Genomic DNA, 13,969 nt, shown 5'->3' with positions numbered 1-13,969 from the left:
TTTATACAAAATTAATAAATTTATATGGTATAATATACTATATAATCAATAAGCTTCTATGTCAGATTATAACTTTAGATATGTCATGCTGAGCGGAGTCGAAGCATCTTTCATTCTAAACCAAAAACAAATCTGAAGCAATTCCGTCTGCCATAAACCAATGTTTCTCAGGAATTTTTAAATGGTCATTTTCAATGATTAAAATACCTTCTTCTATTTTCGTTTTGATTTCTGTCTGAAAATGTTCCAGTAATCTATCTGAAAACTTATTTTTTAAGCTCGTAAGATCCACGCCCCAGATGGTACGCAAGCCAATCATGATCATTTCATTGAACTGATCTTCCTGGGAAAGAATTTCTTCTTCTTTGGCCAGCAATTTATCATTAAGCTTTTTAATGTATTGCTGATTATTAGCTACATTCCAGCTTCTGACATCAAAGCCGTTATAAGAATGTGCCGAAGGTCCTATTCCCAGATATTCCTGGTATTTCCAATAGGAAGAATTATGACGGGAGTAGAATCCCGGTTTGGCAAAATTGGAAACTTCATAATGTTCAAAGCCGTTATCTTTTAAAAAGTCAGACAGGTAATAGAATTCTCTGTTCTGTTCTTCTTCTTTCGGACTTTTTACTTTTCCTTTTGAAATCCAGTTTTCCAAAGCTGTTTTGGGTTCTACCGTCAAAGCATAGGATGAAATATGAGGAACTTCCAATGCAATTGTTTTATTCAGGTTTTCTTTCCAGATCTCTAGATTAGAGGTTGGTGAACCGTAGATCAGATCAATACTCAGGTTTTCAAAGCCAAAGTCCTGTGCCCGCTTGATAGACCCTTCTGCTTCGGAAGCAGTGTGGGCTCTGTTCATTAACTTTAAATCTTCTTCAAAAAAACTTTGGGTACCAATAGAGAGTCTGTTCACCGGTGTTCCGGCTAGTTGCTTTAAAAAACTTTTGTCCAGATCATCCGGATTGGCTTCCAGCGTGATTTCAATATCTTTTTCAAAACTGAAATACCGTAATGCTTCATCAATTAAAGAATTGATTTCATCCACGGAAAGAATAGAAGGTGTTCCCCCGCCAAAATACAGGGATTTCAGAGTTCTGTTCTGTAATTCATCTTTTCTGAGCAACAGTTCAGTTTTCATGGCACGAAGCATATCATCCTTGAAATTCAGGGATGTTGAAAAATGAAAGTTACAATAACTGCATTTTTGTTTACAGAACGGAATGTGAATATATATCATAAAAAAAGCTCTGAAATTTTTCAGAGCTCAAATTTATTTAATTTAAATTAATTAGTATCTAAATCCTCTAGCATTAATAAAGTTGTCAAAGTTATAACCAAGACCAATCATGAAGCTGTTTCCACCATAGCTCTGGATATCAGATATTCCAAGGTTATACGTTGCTCCGATCATGAATTTGTTGAATCTCACTTTTACAATTGGAGAGATACTCAGGTTCTGATTGTCAAATCTGTTCTGAACCGTTCTGTAGCTTACCCCGAAAGAGAATGCGTTGATATCATTAGAGAAAGTCGCCATTAGGTTCCAGTCGATCATTCTCGTTGAGTTTGTATTAAGGTTGATTAATGCTGAAGGTGCAATTGTAATATTATCAGCAATGTTCCAGTTATATCCTAAGTTTAAGAAGAATTTAATTGGAGAAGGCTCGTAGTTGTTTACGATAGACGCATCATTACTTAATGCGATATCATTTACGGAAACACCTCCGAATAAGCCTCTATAGGTAGCAGCCAAACCGAAGTTCGCATACACCATGAAGATATTACTTTCCTCACCTCTCAATAACGGGTCGCCTCCTTCTTCAGTATTAATTTTAGAATAATCAAAGTTCATGTTATAGAAGTTAACACTTGTACCGAAAGAGAACTGGTCTTTTCTGTCTCCTTCACTACTCAGAGGAATAAAATATGAAGCACCAGCCGTGATACCGCCCGCAGAGATAGGTCCATTACTGTCTCTGAACACGGAAATACCAGCACCTACTCTATCAAAGATATTCGCATTAATCCCGATTGACTGAACATTCGGAGAATTGTTGAACTTTGAAAATTGTTGTTGATAATTGGCGTTGAGCTGTACGTAATCTGTTTTTCCGTATTGAGCTGGGTTGAACAGGAACTCACCATCCAAAAGATATTGCTGATAGTATGGTAGTGATTCTTGTGCTTTGTATGCATTTGACAAAAGAGCTAAACATACGATAGCATATAGTTTTCTCATAACAAATCTTGATTTCAATTCAACAAATATAAAAAAATTCTCAATATATTTTTAGTTTTCCAAATAATTTCTCCATTTTTTTACAGCATCCGCCATATCTTTGGGCATTGGGCTCTCAAAATATAATTCCTTTTTAGTCGTTGGGTGTATAAATCCGAGGGTATGGGCATGAAGGGCATGTCTGGGTAAAATTTCGAAAACATTTTTGATAAATTTTTTGTATTTCGGAAGATTTACCCCTCTTAAAGGAGTGTGTCCCTCATATCTTTCATCATTAAACAAAGTATGGCCGATATGTCTGAAATGCGCCCTGATCTGATGCGTTCTTCCCGTCTCAAGTTTACATTCTACCCATGTCATATATTTGAACCTTTCTAAGACTTTATAGTGGGTTACTGCATGTTTCCCCTGGCTGCCGTCTTCATAAACAGACATCTGCATCCTGTTTTTAGGATGTCTTCCGATATGACCTCTGATAGTACCTTCATCTTCCTGAGGGTTCCCCCACACAAAAGCCCAGTACAGCCTCTTGGTTGTTCTGTTGAAGAATTGTTTCGCCAGAAAGCTTAATGCATACTCATTCTTGGCAATTACCAGCAGTCCGGATGTATCTTTATCAATCCTGTGAACAAGCCCTACTCTGTCAAGATCAGACTTTGCTCCATTCTTTTCAAAATGGAAAGCCAGTGCATTCACCAATGTACCGTCCCAGTTTCCGAATCCCGGATGTACTACCATCCCGGCTTCCTTATCTACCACTACAAGGTCATCATCTTCATAAATAATATTTACAGGGATATCCTGCGGAATAATGACATTCTCTCTTGGAGGATGGGTAAGCAGTACCGAAATCTGATCTCCCGGTTTCACACGGTAATTCTGTTTTACCGGTGTTCCGTTCACTACAACATTTCCGGCTCTGCAGGTCTGTGAAATTTTATTCCTTGAAGAATTCTGTCTGTAGATCAAAAGGAACTTATCAATTCTTAATGGCTCCTGTTTACTGTCAACAGTGATATTAAGATGTTCATACAATCCCTTATTTTCCTCGTCAATATCGATGTTTTCAATACTGTTGGAATCTAATAATTCTTCATCTAAAAAATCTTCGTTATCTTCTGACATTGTTTTATATTTTTTACACAAAAGGCCTCAACATTTTGCAGTTGAAGCCTGTATTTTTGATATTAATCTGATCTTATTCTACGACTACCTTCTTAGCTTTTGGCTTTTGAGCAGGCTGTTGTGTCGTTGTTGAAGCAGCTGGTTTAGCTGTAGCAGGAGCAGCATTAGAAGTTTTAGGCTTATCTGTTGCTGAAGCTGCAGGTTTAGAAGTCGTTGTCTGAGTCTTAGGGGTCTCAGTTTTTGGCACTTCAGGCTTCGGTGTTTCTCTTCTAGGTACCGGAGCAGGTACTACAGGAGCGCTATAACTTGGTTCGTTATGCTGTACTTCTTCATATCGTACCGGAGGTAGTGAAGTATCTACTTTCATGCGGTAGATAGAATTCAACTGCTCTATTTTCGCTCTTAGCTCTGCCGGAGTCTTTTTACTGGCCCAAAGGTCAATCTGCATTCCCTGGTCACGCACATCTCCTGAAGCAGGATCCTGATAATAAATAATATCGGATTCGTCATTGCTTCCATCTTCATGTTCTACCAATCCAACTTCAAACATACTTTTGGTAATAACAGCTCTTGCTTCTTTTACCGTAAGCCCTACTACATTTGGAATCGAAATATTTCTCATAGGACCTGATCCTACTACTACGTCAATTACGGAGAATCTAGGTAAACGAGCTCCCGGATTTACGGCATTTCCTTTATATAAAATCCTTAAAAGGGCATCTTTCTGAATACTAGGCTCATAAATGGTATCTCCAATTTTAAGACCCACCTGATCCAGTCTCTGGAATGCCAGTCCTGAATATTTATTGATAACATCCGGAACTGCAATTGGAGCCCATGTTCTAGGATTTACTGTAAGGTGTACAGTTCTTCCATCCTTTACACGGGAACCCGGTGCCGGATAAACCTGAAGAACCTGAAATGGTCTGAACTTAGGATTATAGTTGGCACTGTCTACTTCATATTCCAATCCTGTATCATCTAAAATTTTAACAGCGTCATGTATAGATTTATTAACAATATTAGGAACAGGTATTTCCTGACCATGATTTGTATGGTGTTCCAACCAGCGAAATGTGAGCCATACCAACCCTGCAAAAACACCGATGGCTATTACTAAATTCAGTAAAACTTTCCAATTGAAAAGTGATTTAAGCATACTTAAAAATACTTTAATTATAACCGCAAATATAGCTAATAATTTTAGAATGGACTTTTTATTTAACACAATTCATTTTTGATCTTAAAATTTGCCGATTTCCCATATTGCATTACATAAAATGTTTAAATTTGCCTTAATTGATACTATATGGTTATGAACAAAAAAAGTGTTGCCGTAGTAATGGGGGGCTATTCTGATGAATACGTCGTTTCTTTAAAAAGCGGACAATTGATTTATGATTCTTTAGACAGAAATCTCTATGACGTATATAAAGTAGTAGTCCTTAAAGATGAGTGGTATTTTTTAGGAGAAAATGATAAAAAATACGAGATCAACAGAGGTGATTTTTCTGTAACTTTAGATAATGGAGAAACCTTAAAATTTGATGCCTGCTTCAATATCATCCATGGAACTCCGGGAGAAAACGGAATTCTTCAGGCATACTGGGATGCAATAGGTCAAAAATATACCGGGTGTGATTTTTACCAGAGCGCTCTCACATTCAATAAAAAAGATACTCTTGCCGTATTATCAAAATATGGGATTCCTTCCGCAAAAAGCATCTATTTAAGAAAAGGTGAAGACATCAATGTAGATGAGATTGTATCAGAGTTAAATCTTCCGCTATTTGTAAAACCCAACCAATCCGGATCTTCTCTGGGAATCTCTAAAGTAAAAGAAAAATCTGAACTGATTGCTGCTACTGAAATTGCATTCAAAGAAGATAATGAAATCCTGATTGAAAGTTTCTTAGATGGAATGGAAGTTTCTGTGGGAGTTATCGATTTTAAAGGAGAAACCATCGTTCTGGGAATTACAGAAATTGTTCCTACCAATGAGTTTTTTGATTATGAAGCAAAATATGAAGGGGCTTCTGAAGAAATTACACCAGCAAGAATAGATGACGAAACCACAAAAAGAGTGGAAGAAATTGCTAAAAGAGCATACAATTCATTAGGAATGAGCGGTTTTTCAAGAAGCGAATATATTTTAATGAACGGAATTCCTTATATGCTTGAAATGAATACCAATCCGGGATTCTCTCCTGCAAGTATTCTTCCGCAACAGGCCAGACACTATGGAATTTCCATTATGGATCTTTGTGGAAATGAAGTTGAAAAAGCCCTTAATAAATAATATAGAAGTTAGAAATTAGAGGTTAAAAGTTAGAGATATAAAATCCATGGCTTTTAACGGATAATTTACAATTCAAAATCATAACTCGTACAACATGAAAATTGCTGTTTTCCCGGGATCATTTGACCCGATTACACTAGGACATTACGATATTATAGAAAGAGCAGCCCCGCTATTTGATAAATTAATCATCGCCATAGGGCAGAATTCTCAGAAGAAATACATGTTCCCTCTTGATAAAAGAATGGAATTTATCCAGAATTCAGTAGCAGAATTTCCCAATGTGGAAGTAGATTCGTTTGAAGGCTTAACAGTAGACTACTGTTTTGAAAAAAATGCTCAATACATTATCAGAGGATTAAGAAATCCCGCCGATTTTGAATTTGAAAAAGCAATTGCCCATACCAACAGAACGTTAGCCCACAAAAAACTGGAAACCGTATTCTTACTGACTTCTTCAGGAAAATCTTTCATCAGCAGCAGCATCGTAAGGGAAATTATCACCCACGGCGGCGAATATGAACTGATGGTTCCGGACTCGGTGAGAGTAGAGAGATAAATATATAAGTAATGAGCAATAAATGATGAATAATTTTGATAGGATAGATTTTAACCAGATTTTCAGGGAAAGAACAAAAAGCTTTTCTATTGCTATCATTAAAACACTTTCTTCATTACCCTATTCGGACGATATTTCAATAATAAGGAAACAAATTATTCGGTCATCCACCTCCGTCGCTGCCAATTACCGAGCAGTACACAGGGCGAGATCCGAAAAAGAAAAGTTTGCTAAAATGTGCATAGTAGTCGAAGAAATTGATGAAACTCAACTTTGGCTTGAAATTATTGAAGAATTAGAATATTTAAGTCCAGAAAAAATTTTACATTTAAAAAAAGAATGTGAAGAACTTGTAAAAGTTATGACTACCTATAAGTTTAAATTGTCTCAAATTTAAATGGCATAATTTTTATTACTCATTGCTCATTACTTATCATTCATAATTTATGCACGAACAGTTCAATTTTGCCATAGAAGTCCTGGGGACCATTGCCTTTTCCATGTCGGGAAGTTTTGCAGCCATGCAGAAACGGCTTGATCCATTCGGAGTGCTTATTATTGCATTCGTAACCTCTGTGGGAGGCGGAACTGTAAGAGACCTACTGCTTGATATTCCCGTATTCTGGATGCATGATATACTAATGTGTACCCTGATTCTGGTGACCAGTATTTTTTCAATGGTATTCAAATCCCTTGAGAAAAACTTTAAGGTAACTCTCTTTATCTTCGACAGCTTCGGGCTTGGATTATTTACCATTATCGGAGTTCAGAAAGGCTTAAATGCAGGCATACATCCTATGATCTGTATCGCATTGGGAACCATTACCGGCTGTTTTGGTGGGATTATCCGGGATATATTGCTCAACAGGATCCCTTTGATTTTCAGAAAAGAAATCTATGCTACAGCATGTATCGTGGGAGGATCAGTATTCTTACTGATGACAAAATACTCTCTCCTTTCCTACACCTTTGTACAGATTCTCACCATACTTCTTATTGTCGCTATACGAACGTTTGCTGTGAAATACCATTGGCAGATGCCTAAATTTTATGGTTATGATCATAACAATTCGGAAATGTAACTTAATAAAAGTTTTGCCTAAAAAGACACTTTTAAAACTCCACACATAAAAAACAAAAAGTCCTGAAAAATCAGGACTTTTATATTGTATGTATATGTTGATTAGAAGAATTTCCCTCTATTTCTCATATTAGGATTGTGCATGTGCTTCTGCATCGTCGGCATTTTCAGCTGATCTTTCATCATTTTGATCTGATCCGTCATCATTCCGGCGCTGTCTAATCTTTTCGCTTCTTCCAACAGTTTCTGTCCTTCCTGTTTTCTTCCTTTAGAAATAGCCGCTGCTGCAAGATTTAGAGTAGCCATTGCTCTGTCATGTTTCATATTCAAACCATATTCCAGGGCTTTCTTCATGAAAGGTTCTACTTTTGCAGGGTGATCCTGGGCTTGTGTTAATCCCAATAAATAGTGATAATATCCATATTGAGTTTTGTGAAGCTGTCCTTTATAATCAGTTATTTTTGACAACCACTCGCCGGCTTTTTCCATATTCTGTTTTCTCAGTTGCCAGAATGCCAACAGGATATATTCATTTTTAAAGAATAGTAAGATCGGGGATGAAGCTAAAAGAAAAACAACAATACCCCATCCCAGATTTCTTGTAAAAATCATCAGATAAAGTCCTGCAAGGATAAGAACTGCTGCTATTGCAATTTTTATGTATTTATTCATTATTAAATTTTAGAAGTGCAAAGATAATAAATTTAAGGCTTAAAGTTCAAAAAGTCAATTGTGAATGGTCAATTCGTTGTACTTGTTAATTTTTTTATGTATTAGAAAATCCATTTTACAAAGCAAAAAATTGACTATTGCTGATTAAGCTTCTTTTTTTATTTTTTCAAACGTCTGGAAACAGAAATCATACCCATTCTTTTCATCTTTCTCATGGCAGATTTCGTTTGTTTTCTTCCAGATTTTCGGATCTATTTTCGGAAAGAATGTATCAGCTTCAAGATCTGCTTTCACCAAAGTAACTTCAAGCCTGTCTACAAACTCCATCGTCTGTTCGTAGATATTTCCTCCGCCGATAACGAAAACTTCTTCATCTATCTTTTTAGCAAACTTCAATGCTTCCTTGATGCTTCCTACAATAAGGATTCCTTCTTCAAACCAGTCTTTCTTTCTTGACACAACAATATTGGTACGGTTCGGAAGAGGTTTCCCAATACTTTCATATGTTTTTCTTCCCATGATAATCGGATGCCCTGAAGTAATATCTTTAAAATGTTTTAAATCTTTAGGAAGATGCCAAAGCAACTGATTATCAAAACCAATTTCATTTTTCTCTCCCATTGCCACCACTATTGTTGTCATTCAAATAATTTTTTACAAAATTAGCACATAATTTGTATATTTGGTTAGCACAAAAAATTTAAAAAAATAAACTATGAAAAATAAAGGATGTCTGGGCGCCGGAACAATTGGTATTGCCCTCCTTATCATTGTTGCTGTTCTATTCTTCTGGGGAAAAAGCGGATATAATAATTTCGTAACCAAAGAACAGACAGTTAACACAAAATGGTCAAACGTAGAAACTGTTTATCAGAAAAGAGCGAACCTTATTCCTAACCTGGAAAGAACTGTAAAATCGTATTCAAAATTTGAACAGGAAACTTTAACGAAAGTTGTGGAAGCACGTTCTAAAGCTACTTCTATCAACATCGATCCTACGAATATGACGGATGCTGATATTGCTAAATTCCAGGCAGCACAGGGTGAACTATCCGGAGCATTGAGCCGATTGATGGCTGTAGTGGAGTCTTATCCTAACTTAAAAGCAGACCAGCAGTATATCAACTTCCAGAGAGAATATACCGCTATCGAAAACAGCATCAGAACAGAAACTGTTTATTACAACGAAGCTGCACAGGATTACAACACTTCTATCAAGACTTTCCCGAATAATATTCTGGCGAATTTCACCAACTTTAAAGAAAAACCTTATTTCAAAGCTGAGGCAGGTGCTGAAAAAGCCCCTGAAGCATTCAAATAATAATGGGTAATTTCCTTACAAATCAACAGATCGCTTCCCTCGTGGAAGCGATTCAGTCTGCGGAAGATCATTCTACGGGAGAGATCAGAGTACATATTGATTCCAATACGGATAATCGTGATGCTAAAACAGCATTTGAGGTTTTCAAAAAACTCAATATGGACAAAACTGCCGAAAGAAATGCTGTTCTTTTCCATGTCAATTTTGAACAGAAATATCTGACCATCATTGGAGATATCGGAATCCATGAAAAGGTAAAACAGACTTACTGGGACCATCTTCACGACTATATTACTGCTGAATTTGCCAAAGGACGTTATTATCAGGCTCTGAAAAGTGCCATCCTGAAAACAGGACTTGAACTCAAAAAACATTTTCCTGTAGAAGGAGAAAATCCAAACCAACTCTCAAATGAAATTACGTTCTCTTAAAATAGTATTTTCATTTTTATTGCTTTGCTTTTACACCTTTGTATCAGCACAATATACTATTCCTGAAAAACCTGCCGTTCTTTACCCTGTTTTTGATGAAGCCAATCTGCTTTCTCAGCAGGAAAAAGATGCCTTAAATAATAAACTGATCAAGTTTGCAGATACTACCTCAACGGAAATTGAAGTAGTGATCATCCGCTCTACCAAAGGAGAGGATGTCAATTTTCTGGCAACCATGTTCGGGCAAAAATGGAAAATCGGAAAAAAAGGAGTGGATAACGGAGTTGTTTTCCTTATTGCGACAGAAGACAGAACAATGTCTATCCAGCAGGGGCGCGCCGTAGAACAATACCTTACCGCTTCAGTAGCAGGACAGATCTTAGATTATATTGTAACCCCTAACTTCAAGAAGGGGCTTTGGTATGATGGGATCAATGGTGGAACCTCAGCTATTATGGAAGCTGTTCAGGGGAAATTCAAGCCTGTTGCAACAACGGCTCCTTCCGGTAATGGAAGTGCTTTTAAGGTTCTGATTATTGCCTTCGTTATTTTCATCATTATAGCCATACTTTTCGGTAACAGAGGAGGTGGACGCGGTGGAAATAATGACGACGACGATGATGTAATCATTACAAGAAGAGGACGCAGAAATTATCCCGGTGGTTTCTTCCCATTCCCCGGCAGTTTTGGTGGTGGCTTTGGAGGTGGAAGTTCCGGCGGAGGTGGTGGCGGATTCGGAGGCTTTGGCGGAGGCGGAAGTTTTGGTGGCGGTGGTGCATCCGGCGGATGGTAAATCAGTCAATCATTTTCAAAATATATCAACAGATCAGGTCATCACGACCTGATTTTTTATTTAAAAACCTAAAATAACATGGATTCTTTAGTTTTTCTTAACGTTAAATTGATTTTTACATATTAAAAAATTAACAAAAGCATCAAAAAACCAACTTTTATTCAATATTTTTCGCTATATTTACTGAAAACAGGATTATGAAGAAGACGCTGGTAGTATTTGCACACCCTTATCTGGAGCACTCCAATTCGAATGTAGAGCTCATCAATTTCTACGTTCGCCACCAGCATTATACCCTAAGAGATCTTTACGAAGAATATCCCGATTTTCATATTGCTGCCTTCAGAGAAAGAAAACGTCTGAAAAACTATGAACGTTTTGTTTTCCAGTTTCCTTTGATATGGTTTGGTATGCCTCCTCTTCTCAGATTATGGATTGATGAAGTTTTCGACAGAGACTGGCTGAAAGACGGTGAATATAATCCACTGGAAGGAAAAGAAGTCTATATTCTGGTAACCACCGGCGGAAAAGAAAGATCTTTTAGCAAAACCGGAACCTATCAATATACAATCGATGAGCTGATCAGTGGACTGATTGTTTCATTAAAAGTTTTCAAAGCAGATATAAAGCACATCAAGATTGTATACGAAGCCAATAAACTGTCTAAAAAAGAAATTATCCTGCATAAAAAAGAATTTACAGAACTCCTCAATCAATAGCATATGGAATCCAGCTTAGCGATGAACACATTAATTTTCCTGGGTGTAGCCATTATTATGGTTCCATTAGCCAGGAAATTCGGTTTAAGTTCTGTAATCGGCTATATTTTAGGAGGAATCATTATAGGTCCTTATGTACTCAGGCTTACAGGAAAAAATGTAGATGATATCATGCATGCCAGTGAGTTTGGAGTGATCATGCTGTTATTTCTTGTAGGACTGGAACTGGAGCCCCGGAAATTCTGGGAAATGCGGAAGAAAATAATGGGTCTGGGACTTTCTCAGATGGCACTTACTATTCTGCTGCTTTTCTTAGTGTTTACCACTGTAGGCTGGAGAGTAGACAAGGCAATTGCTGTTGCCATGTGTTTTGCATTATCTTCCACGGCAATTGTTCTGCAGACATTACAGGAAAAGAATAATCTCAAGACCACAGCAGGAGAAGCCTCGTTCTCTACCTTGCTATTTCAGGATATTTCTGTGATTCCTATTTTGGCAATCCTTCCTATTGTAGCTAATTATAAAGCCAAGCACCATGATAACGAAATTCAGATTCTGATCCAAAAACTGCCGGAATGGCTTCAGGCAGGAACGGTAATTTTCGGAGTAGCGTTGCTTATTTTATTGGGAAGATATGTCTTTGTTCCTTTTCTTCGTTATGTTTCAAAATCAGGAATGACTGAACTTTTGACCGCCTCTTCTCTATTCCTGGTCATAGGTGTTTCAGAGCTTATGGTTGTTATCGGTCTTTCACCTGCATTGGGGGCTTTCCTTGCCGGGGTAATGCTTGCCAACAGTGAGTTCCGTCATGAACTGGAAGCTCAGATCGATCCTTTCAAAGGACTTCTGCTAGCCGTTTTCTTCGTTAGTGTGGGATCAACTATCAATTTTAATATTATTCAGAAAGATCCATTGTTTATCTTTAGTACCGTTTTTGCTGTGCTGGCTGTAAAATTTATTGTTTTATATACCATCGGAAAGTTTTTCAGGATAGATACTCCGCAAAGTCTTTTTTATGCGTTTGCGCTTTCTCAGGTAGGAGAATTTGCATTTGTACTGCTCAATTATGCATCGGATCTTTATCTTTTAGGTCCTGAAATGAATGCACAAATGATGGCAGTCACTGCAATCACCATGTGTATCACTCCAATTCTTTTGATCATTAATGAGAAGTTTATTACTCCTAAATTCATTAAAGAAGTTCCTGAAGAAGAGCATGATTTTAATATTCTCGGAAGTGATGTCAGTCAAAAGAAAATTATTATTGTAGGTTTTGGGCATTTCGGAAGTACCGTAGGACGCCTTTTAAAAGCCAATAAAATACCAGCAACAGTTCTGGATCGTGATTCTGACCGGGTAAAACTGCTCAGAAGCTATGGATTTAAAGTCTATTACGGTGATGCTACCAGAATTCCCATTTTAAGGGCTGCCGGAATTGAAGATGCTGAAATTTTGGTTTTATGCTTGGATGATCCGGATGATAATAAGTTCATTGCAGAACTTGTGCGTGAACATTATCCTGAGGTGAAAATTTTTGTAAGAGCCAAAAACAGGATTGATGCTTATGATTATCTGAACAGCGGCGTCAATCATATTTACCGTGAAACATTAGGAACAGCTGTAGATATGGCTGTGGATGTACTTCATGAAACGGGAATGAGAAAATACGCAGCGAGACGTCTCGGGCAAAGATTTATGGCTATTGATAAAGCCTCTATCAGAAAGCTGGCAAAAATGAAGGAAAACGATGATGATATTACCTTGTTTACCACAAAAGAAATCCTTCAGCGGGAGGAGGAATTATTAGCTTACGATAATCTTAATTTTGATAATAAAAATTGGGAAGGATCCTCATCCGCTGATGAAGAAGATGAGGATGAATCCCAGGATTAGTTTATTGGATGTTTACGCTTCCACCGCTGCTTTCATCCTTGATCACATTCTTAAGCTCTCCTTTTTTAGAGATATCTACACTTCCGCCGGATGAAGCTCCTGCTTTCACACTGGAAGTAGCACTGATATGAATGCTTGCACCACTGGAAGCATCTGCCTCTACATTATCAGCGATAACCCCTTTGGCTGAAACACTACTGCCTGAAGAAGCACTGATATCTGCTTTTTTTGCTTTTCCGGAAATATCAAGTGTAGATCCTGATGAAGATTCAATATCAAGGTTAACGGCCCATATTTTACCATCATAGCTGCTGCTGCTGCTTATGTTAATATCCATATCATTAGCTTCCAGATCCCCGGAAATACTTCCAGCACTTGATGCTTCAATATCTGTCTTCTCCTGAGTAAATTTATCTTTTATGATAATTCTCGCGGCAGAATCTGCCAAAAGTTTATTAAAGTCTTTGGTATAAATTTTAGCCGTCACTTTGCTGATATTCATCACTCTGATACCAGGTTTATAATGAATATGCAGTTTTCCGCCATCATTATCTACAAGGATTTCATCAATGATACTTTGAGGTGCGGAGATTTCTACTTTTTCTGTTTCAGATTTTATGATTTCAGCTTCTATTGCCTGGGAAATCTGAATTTCATCAAAATCTCCGTTAAATTCTTTATGCTGTATCGGACCGCTTTCTTTGCTTACTACTTTTTCTACCCAGTTACTTTTGTCACCGTCTCTATCTCTGTTTCTGTTCTCATGTTTATCATTACATGAGGCTAATGCCACTAAGGCTGAAAAAATAAATAAAGTCTTTGTTTTCATGCTTA

General features: G+C 37.3%; 16 protein-coding genes. 9 read left to right on the top strand and 7 right to left on the bottom strand.

Features of this window, described 5'->3' with window-relative positions; genetic code table 11:
* Nucleotides 1-115: 115 nt before the first annotated feature.
* The 4 genes from hemW to DYR29_RS18820 all read right to left on the bottom strand — a co-directional run bounded on the left by hemW (nucleotide 116) and on the right by DYR29_RS18820 (nucleotide 4,526).
* Nucleotides 116-1,240 (bottom strand): radical SAM family heme chaperone HemW, encoded by a 1,125-nt coding sequence (gene hemW / locus DYR29_RS18835; RefSeq protein ID WP_213278060.1) that lies wholly within the window; start codon nucleotides 1,238-1,240, stop codon nucleotides 116-118.
* Nucleotides 1,241-1,291: 51 nt separating this feature from the next.
* The gene (locus DYR29_RS18830) at nucleotides 1,292-2,242 is read right to left on the bottom strand and encodes a PorP/SprF family type IX secretion system membrane protein (RefSeq protein WP_047377725.1); all 951 of its coding nucleotides are present in this window, start codon (nucleotides 2,240-2,242) and stop codon (nucleotides 1,292-1,294) included.
* A 51-nt stretch (nucleotides 2,243-2,293) separates the two neighbouring features.
* Nucleotides 2,294-3,367 carry an RluA family pseudouridine synthase gene (locus DYR29_RS18825; RefSeq protein WP_213278059.1) on the bottom strand — a complete coding sequence of 358 codons (1,074 nt, stop codon included), beginning with the start codon at nucleotides 3,365-3,367 and terminating at the stop codon, nucleotides 2,294-2,296.
* Between the two features lie 73 nt (nucleotides 3,368-3,440).
* Nucleotides 3,441-4,526: a PASTA domain-containing protein gene (locus DYR29_RS18820; RefSeq protein WP_213278058.1), complete on the bottom strand. Its 1,086-nt coding sequence runs from the start codon at nucleotides 4,524-4,526 to the stop codon at nucleotides 3,441-3,443.
* Between the two features lie 156 nt (nucleotides 4,527-4,682).
* Here DYR29_RS18820 and DYR29_RS18815 point away from each other — a divergent pair, with 156 nt between their 5' ends.
* From DYR29_RS18815 to DYR29_RS18800, 4 genes are all read left to right on the top strand, one after another.
* Nucleotides 4,683-5,666: a D-alanine--D-alanine ligase gene (locus DYR29_RS18815; RefSeq protein ID WP_213278057.1), complete on the top strand. Its 984-nt coding sequence runs from the start codon at nucleotides 4,683-4,685 to the stop codon at nucleotides 5,664-5,666.
* A 94-nt stretch (nucleotides 5,667-5,760) separates the two neighbouring features.
* Nucleotides 5,761-6,225 carry a pantetheine-phosphate adenylyltransferase gene (gene coaD, locus DYR29_RS18810; protein ID WP_047423933.1) on the top strand — a complete coding sequence of 155 codons (465 nt, stop codon included), beginning with the start codon at nucleotides 5,761-5,763 and terminating at the stop codon, nucleotides 6,223-6,225.
* Nucleotides 6,226-6,247: 22 nt separating this feature from the next.
* Nucleotides 6,248-6,622, top strand: a complete 375-nt coding sequence (locus DYR29_RS18805) for a four helix bundle protein (protein ID WP_249413536.1) — start codon at nucleotides 6,248-6,250, stop codon at nucleotides 6,620-6,622.
* A 49-nt stretch (nucleotides 6,623-6,671) separates the two neighbouring features.
* On the top strand, nucleotides 6,672-7,307 hold the full coding sequence (locus tag DYR29_RS18800; RefSeq protein WP_213278056.1) for a trimeric intracellular cation channel family protein: 636 nt from the start codon (nucleotides 6,672-6,674) through the stop codon (nucleotides 7,305-7,307).
* A 101-nt stretch (nucleotides 7,308-7,408) separates the two neighbouring features.
* Here DYR29_RS18800 and DYR29_RS18795 read toward each other — a convergent pair whose 3' ends face one another.
* Together DYR29_RS18795 and DYR29_RS18790 are read right to left on the bottom strand one after the other, a co-directional pair.
* Nucleotides 7,409-7,978, bottom strand: coding sequence for a DUF2892 domain-containing protein (locus DYR29_RS18795; protein ID WP_142719874.1), 570 nt, complete (start codon nucleotides 7,976-7,978; stop codon nucleotides 7,409-7,411).
* A gap of 144 nt (nucleotides 7,979-8,122) precedes the next feature.
* Entirely contained in the window at nucleotides 8,123-8,620 is a 498-nt protein-coding gene (locus tag DYR29_RS18790; protein ID WP_213278055.1) for a dihydrofolate reductase, read from the bottom strand.
* A gap of 73 nt (nucleotides 8,621-8,693) precedes the next feature.
* Here DYR29_RS18790 and DYR29_RS18785 point away from each other — a divergent pair, with 73 nt between their 5' ends.
* The 5 genes from DYR29_RS18785 to DYR29_RS18765 all read left to right on the top strand — a co-directional run bounded on the left by DYR29_RS18785 (nucleotide 8,694) and on the right by DYR29_RS18765 (nucleotide 13,135).
* The gene (locus tag DYR29_RS18785; protein ID WP_047423924.1) at nucleotides 8,694-9,299 is read left to right on the top strand and encodes a LemA family protein; all 606 of its coding nucleotides are present in this window, start codon (nucleotides 8,694-8,696) and stop codon (nucleotides 9,297-9,299) included.
* Between the two features lie 2 nt (nucleotides 9,300-9,301).
* A complete protein-coding gene (locus DYR29_RS18780) occupies nucleotides 9,302-9,730 on the top strand; it encodes a TPM domain-containing protein (RefSeq protein ID WP_249413535.1) in 429 nt (142 codons plus the stop codon).
* Complete coding sequence (locus tag DYR29_RS18775; protein WP_047423921.1) at nucleotides 9,711-10,523, top strand: TPM domain-containing protein; 813 nt, start codon at nucleotides 9,711-9,713, stop codon at nucleotides 10,521-10,523. The genes DYR29_RS18780 and DYR29_RS18775 overlap by 20 nt, the downstream gene beginning before the upstream one ends.
* 197 nt (nucleotides 10,524-10,720) lie before the next feature.
* Complete coding sequence (locus tag DYR29_RS18770) at nucleotides 10,721-11,242, top strand: NAD(P)H-dependent oxidoreductase (protein ID WP_213278054.1); 522 nt, start codon at nucleotides 10,721-10,723, stop codon at nucleotides 11,240-11,242.
* 3 nt (nucleotides 11,243-11,245) lie between these two features.
* A complete protein-coding gene (locus DYR29_RS18765; protein ID WP_213278053.1) occupies nucleotides 11,246-13,135 on the top strand; it encodes a monovalent cation:proton antiporter-2 (CPA2) family protein in 1,890 nt (629 codons plus the stop codon).
* A gap of 1 nt (nucleotide 13,136) precedes the next feature.
* On the opposite strand, the gene DYR29_RS18760 is transcribed toward DYR29_RS18765, so the two are convergent.
* Nucleotides 13,137-13,964 (bottom strand): GIN domain-containing protein, encoded by an 828-nt coding sequence (locus DYR29_RS18760; RefSeq protein WP_213278052.1) that lies wholly within the window; start codon nucleotides 13,962-13,964, stop codon nucleotides 13,137-13,139.
* Nucleotides 13,965-13,969: the final 5 nt, after the last annotated feature.

It is taken from the genome of Chryseobacterium indologenes, from assembly GCF_018362995.1.
In the GTDB taxonomy this organism is placed as follows: Bacteria; Bacteroidota; Bacteroidia; order Flavobacteriales; family Weeksellaceae; genus Chryseobacterium; species Chryseobacterium indologenes_G.
The sequence above is the reverse complement of the archived record's forward strand: the minus strand, read 5'-3'. Positions and strand labels throughout refer to the sequence as shown.

Excerpts from the sequence above, each read along its gene's own strand:
- hemW (WP_213278060.1), bottom strand. The coding sequence starts at position 1,240 with ATGATATATATTCACATTCCGTTCTGTAAACAAAAATGCAGTTATTGT.
- DYR29_RS18830 (WP_047377725.1), bottom strand. The coding sequence starts at position 2,242 with ATGAGAAAACTATATGCTATCGTATGTTTAGCTCTTTTGTCAAATGCA.
- DYR29_RS18825 (WP_213278059.1), bottom strand. The coding sequence starts at position 3,367 with ATGTCAGAAGATAACGAAGATTTTTTAGATGAAGAATTATTAGATTCC.
- DYR29_RS18820 (WP_213278058.1), bottom strand. The coding sequence starts at position 4,526 with ATGCTTAAATCACTTTTCAATTGGAAAGTTTTACTGAATTTAGTAATA.
- DYR29_RS18815 (WP_213278057.1), top strand. The coding sequence starts at position 4,683 with ATGAACAAAAAAAGTGTTGCCGTAGTAATGGGGGGCTATTCTGATGAA.
- coaD (WP_047423933.1), top strand. The coding sequence starts at position 5,761 with ATGAAAATTGCTGTTTTCCCGGGATCATTTGACCCGATTACACTAGGA.
- DYR29_RS18805 (WP_249413536.1), top strand. The coding sequence starts at position 6,248 with ATGATGAATAATTTTGATAGGATAGATTTTAACCAGATTTTCAGGGAA.
- DYR29_RS18800 (WP_213278056.1), top strand. The coding sequence starts at position 6,672 with ATGCACGAACAGTTCAATTTTGCCATAGAAGTCCTGGGGACCATTGCC.
- DYR29_RS18795 (WP_142719874.1), bottom strand. The coding sequence starts at position 7,978 with ATGAATAAATACATAAAAATTGCAATAGCAGCAGTTCTTATCCTTGCA.
- DYR29_RS18790 (WP_213278055.1), bottom strand. The coding sequence starts at position 8,620 with ATGACAACAATAGTGGTGGCAATGGGAGAGAAAAATGAAATTGGTTTT.
- DYR29_RS18785 (WP_047423924.1), top strand. The coding sequence starts at position 8,694 with ATGAAAAATAAAGGATGTCTGGGCGCCGGAACAATTGGTATTGCCCTC.
- DYR29_RS18780 (WP_249413535.1), top strand. The coding sequence starts at position 9,302 with ATGGGTAATTTCCTTACAAATCAACAGATCGCTTCCCTCGTGGAAGCG.
- DYR29_RS18775 (WP_047423921.1), top strand. The coding sequence starts at position 9,711 with ATGAAATTACGTTCTCTTAAAATAGTATTTTCATTTTTATTGCTTTGC.
- DYR29_RS18770 (WP_213278054.1), top strand. The coding sequence starts at position 10,721 with ATGAAGAAGACGCTGGTAGTATTTGCACACCCTTATCTGGAGCACTCC.
- DYR29_RS18765 (WP_213278053.1), top strand. The coding sequence starts at position 11,246 with ATGGAATCCAGCTTAGCGATGAACACATTAATTTTCCTGGGTGTAGCC.
- DYR29_RS18760 (WP_213278052.1), bottom strand. The coding sequence starts at position 13,964 with ATGAAAACAAAGACTTTATTTATTTTTTCAGCCTTAGTGGCATTAGCC.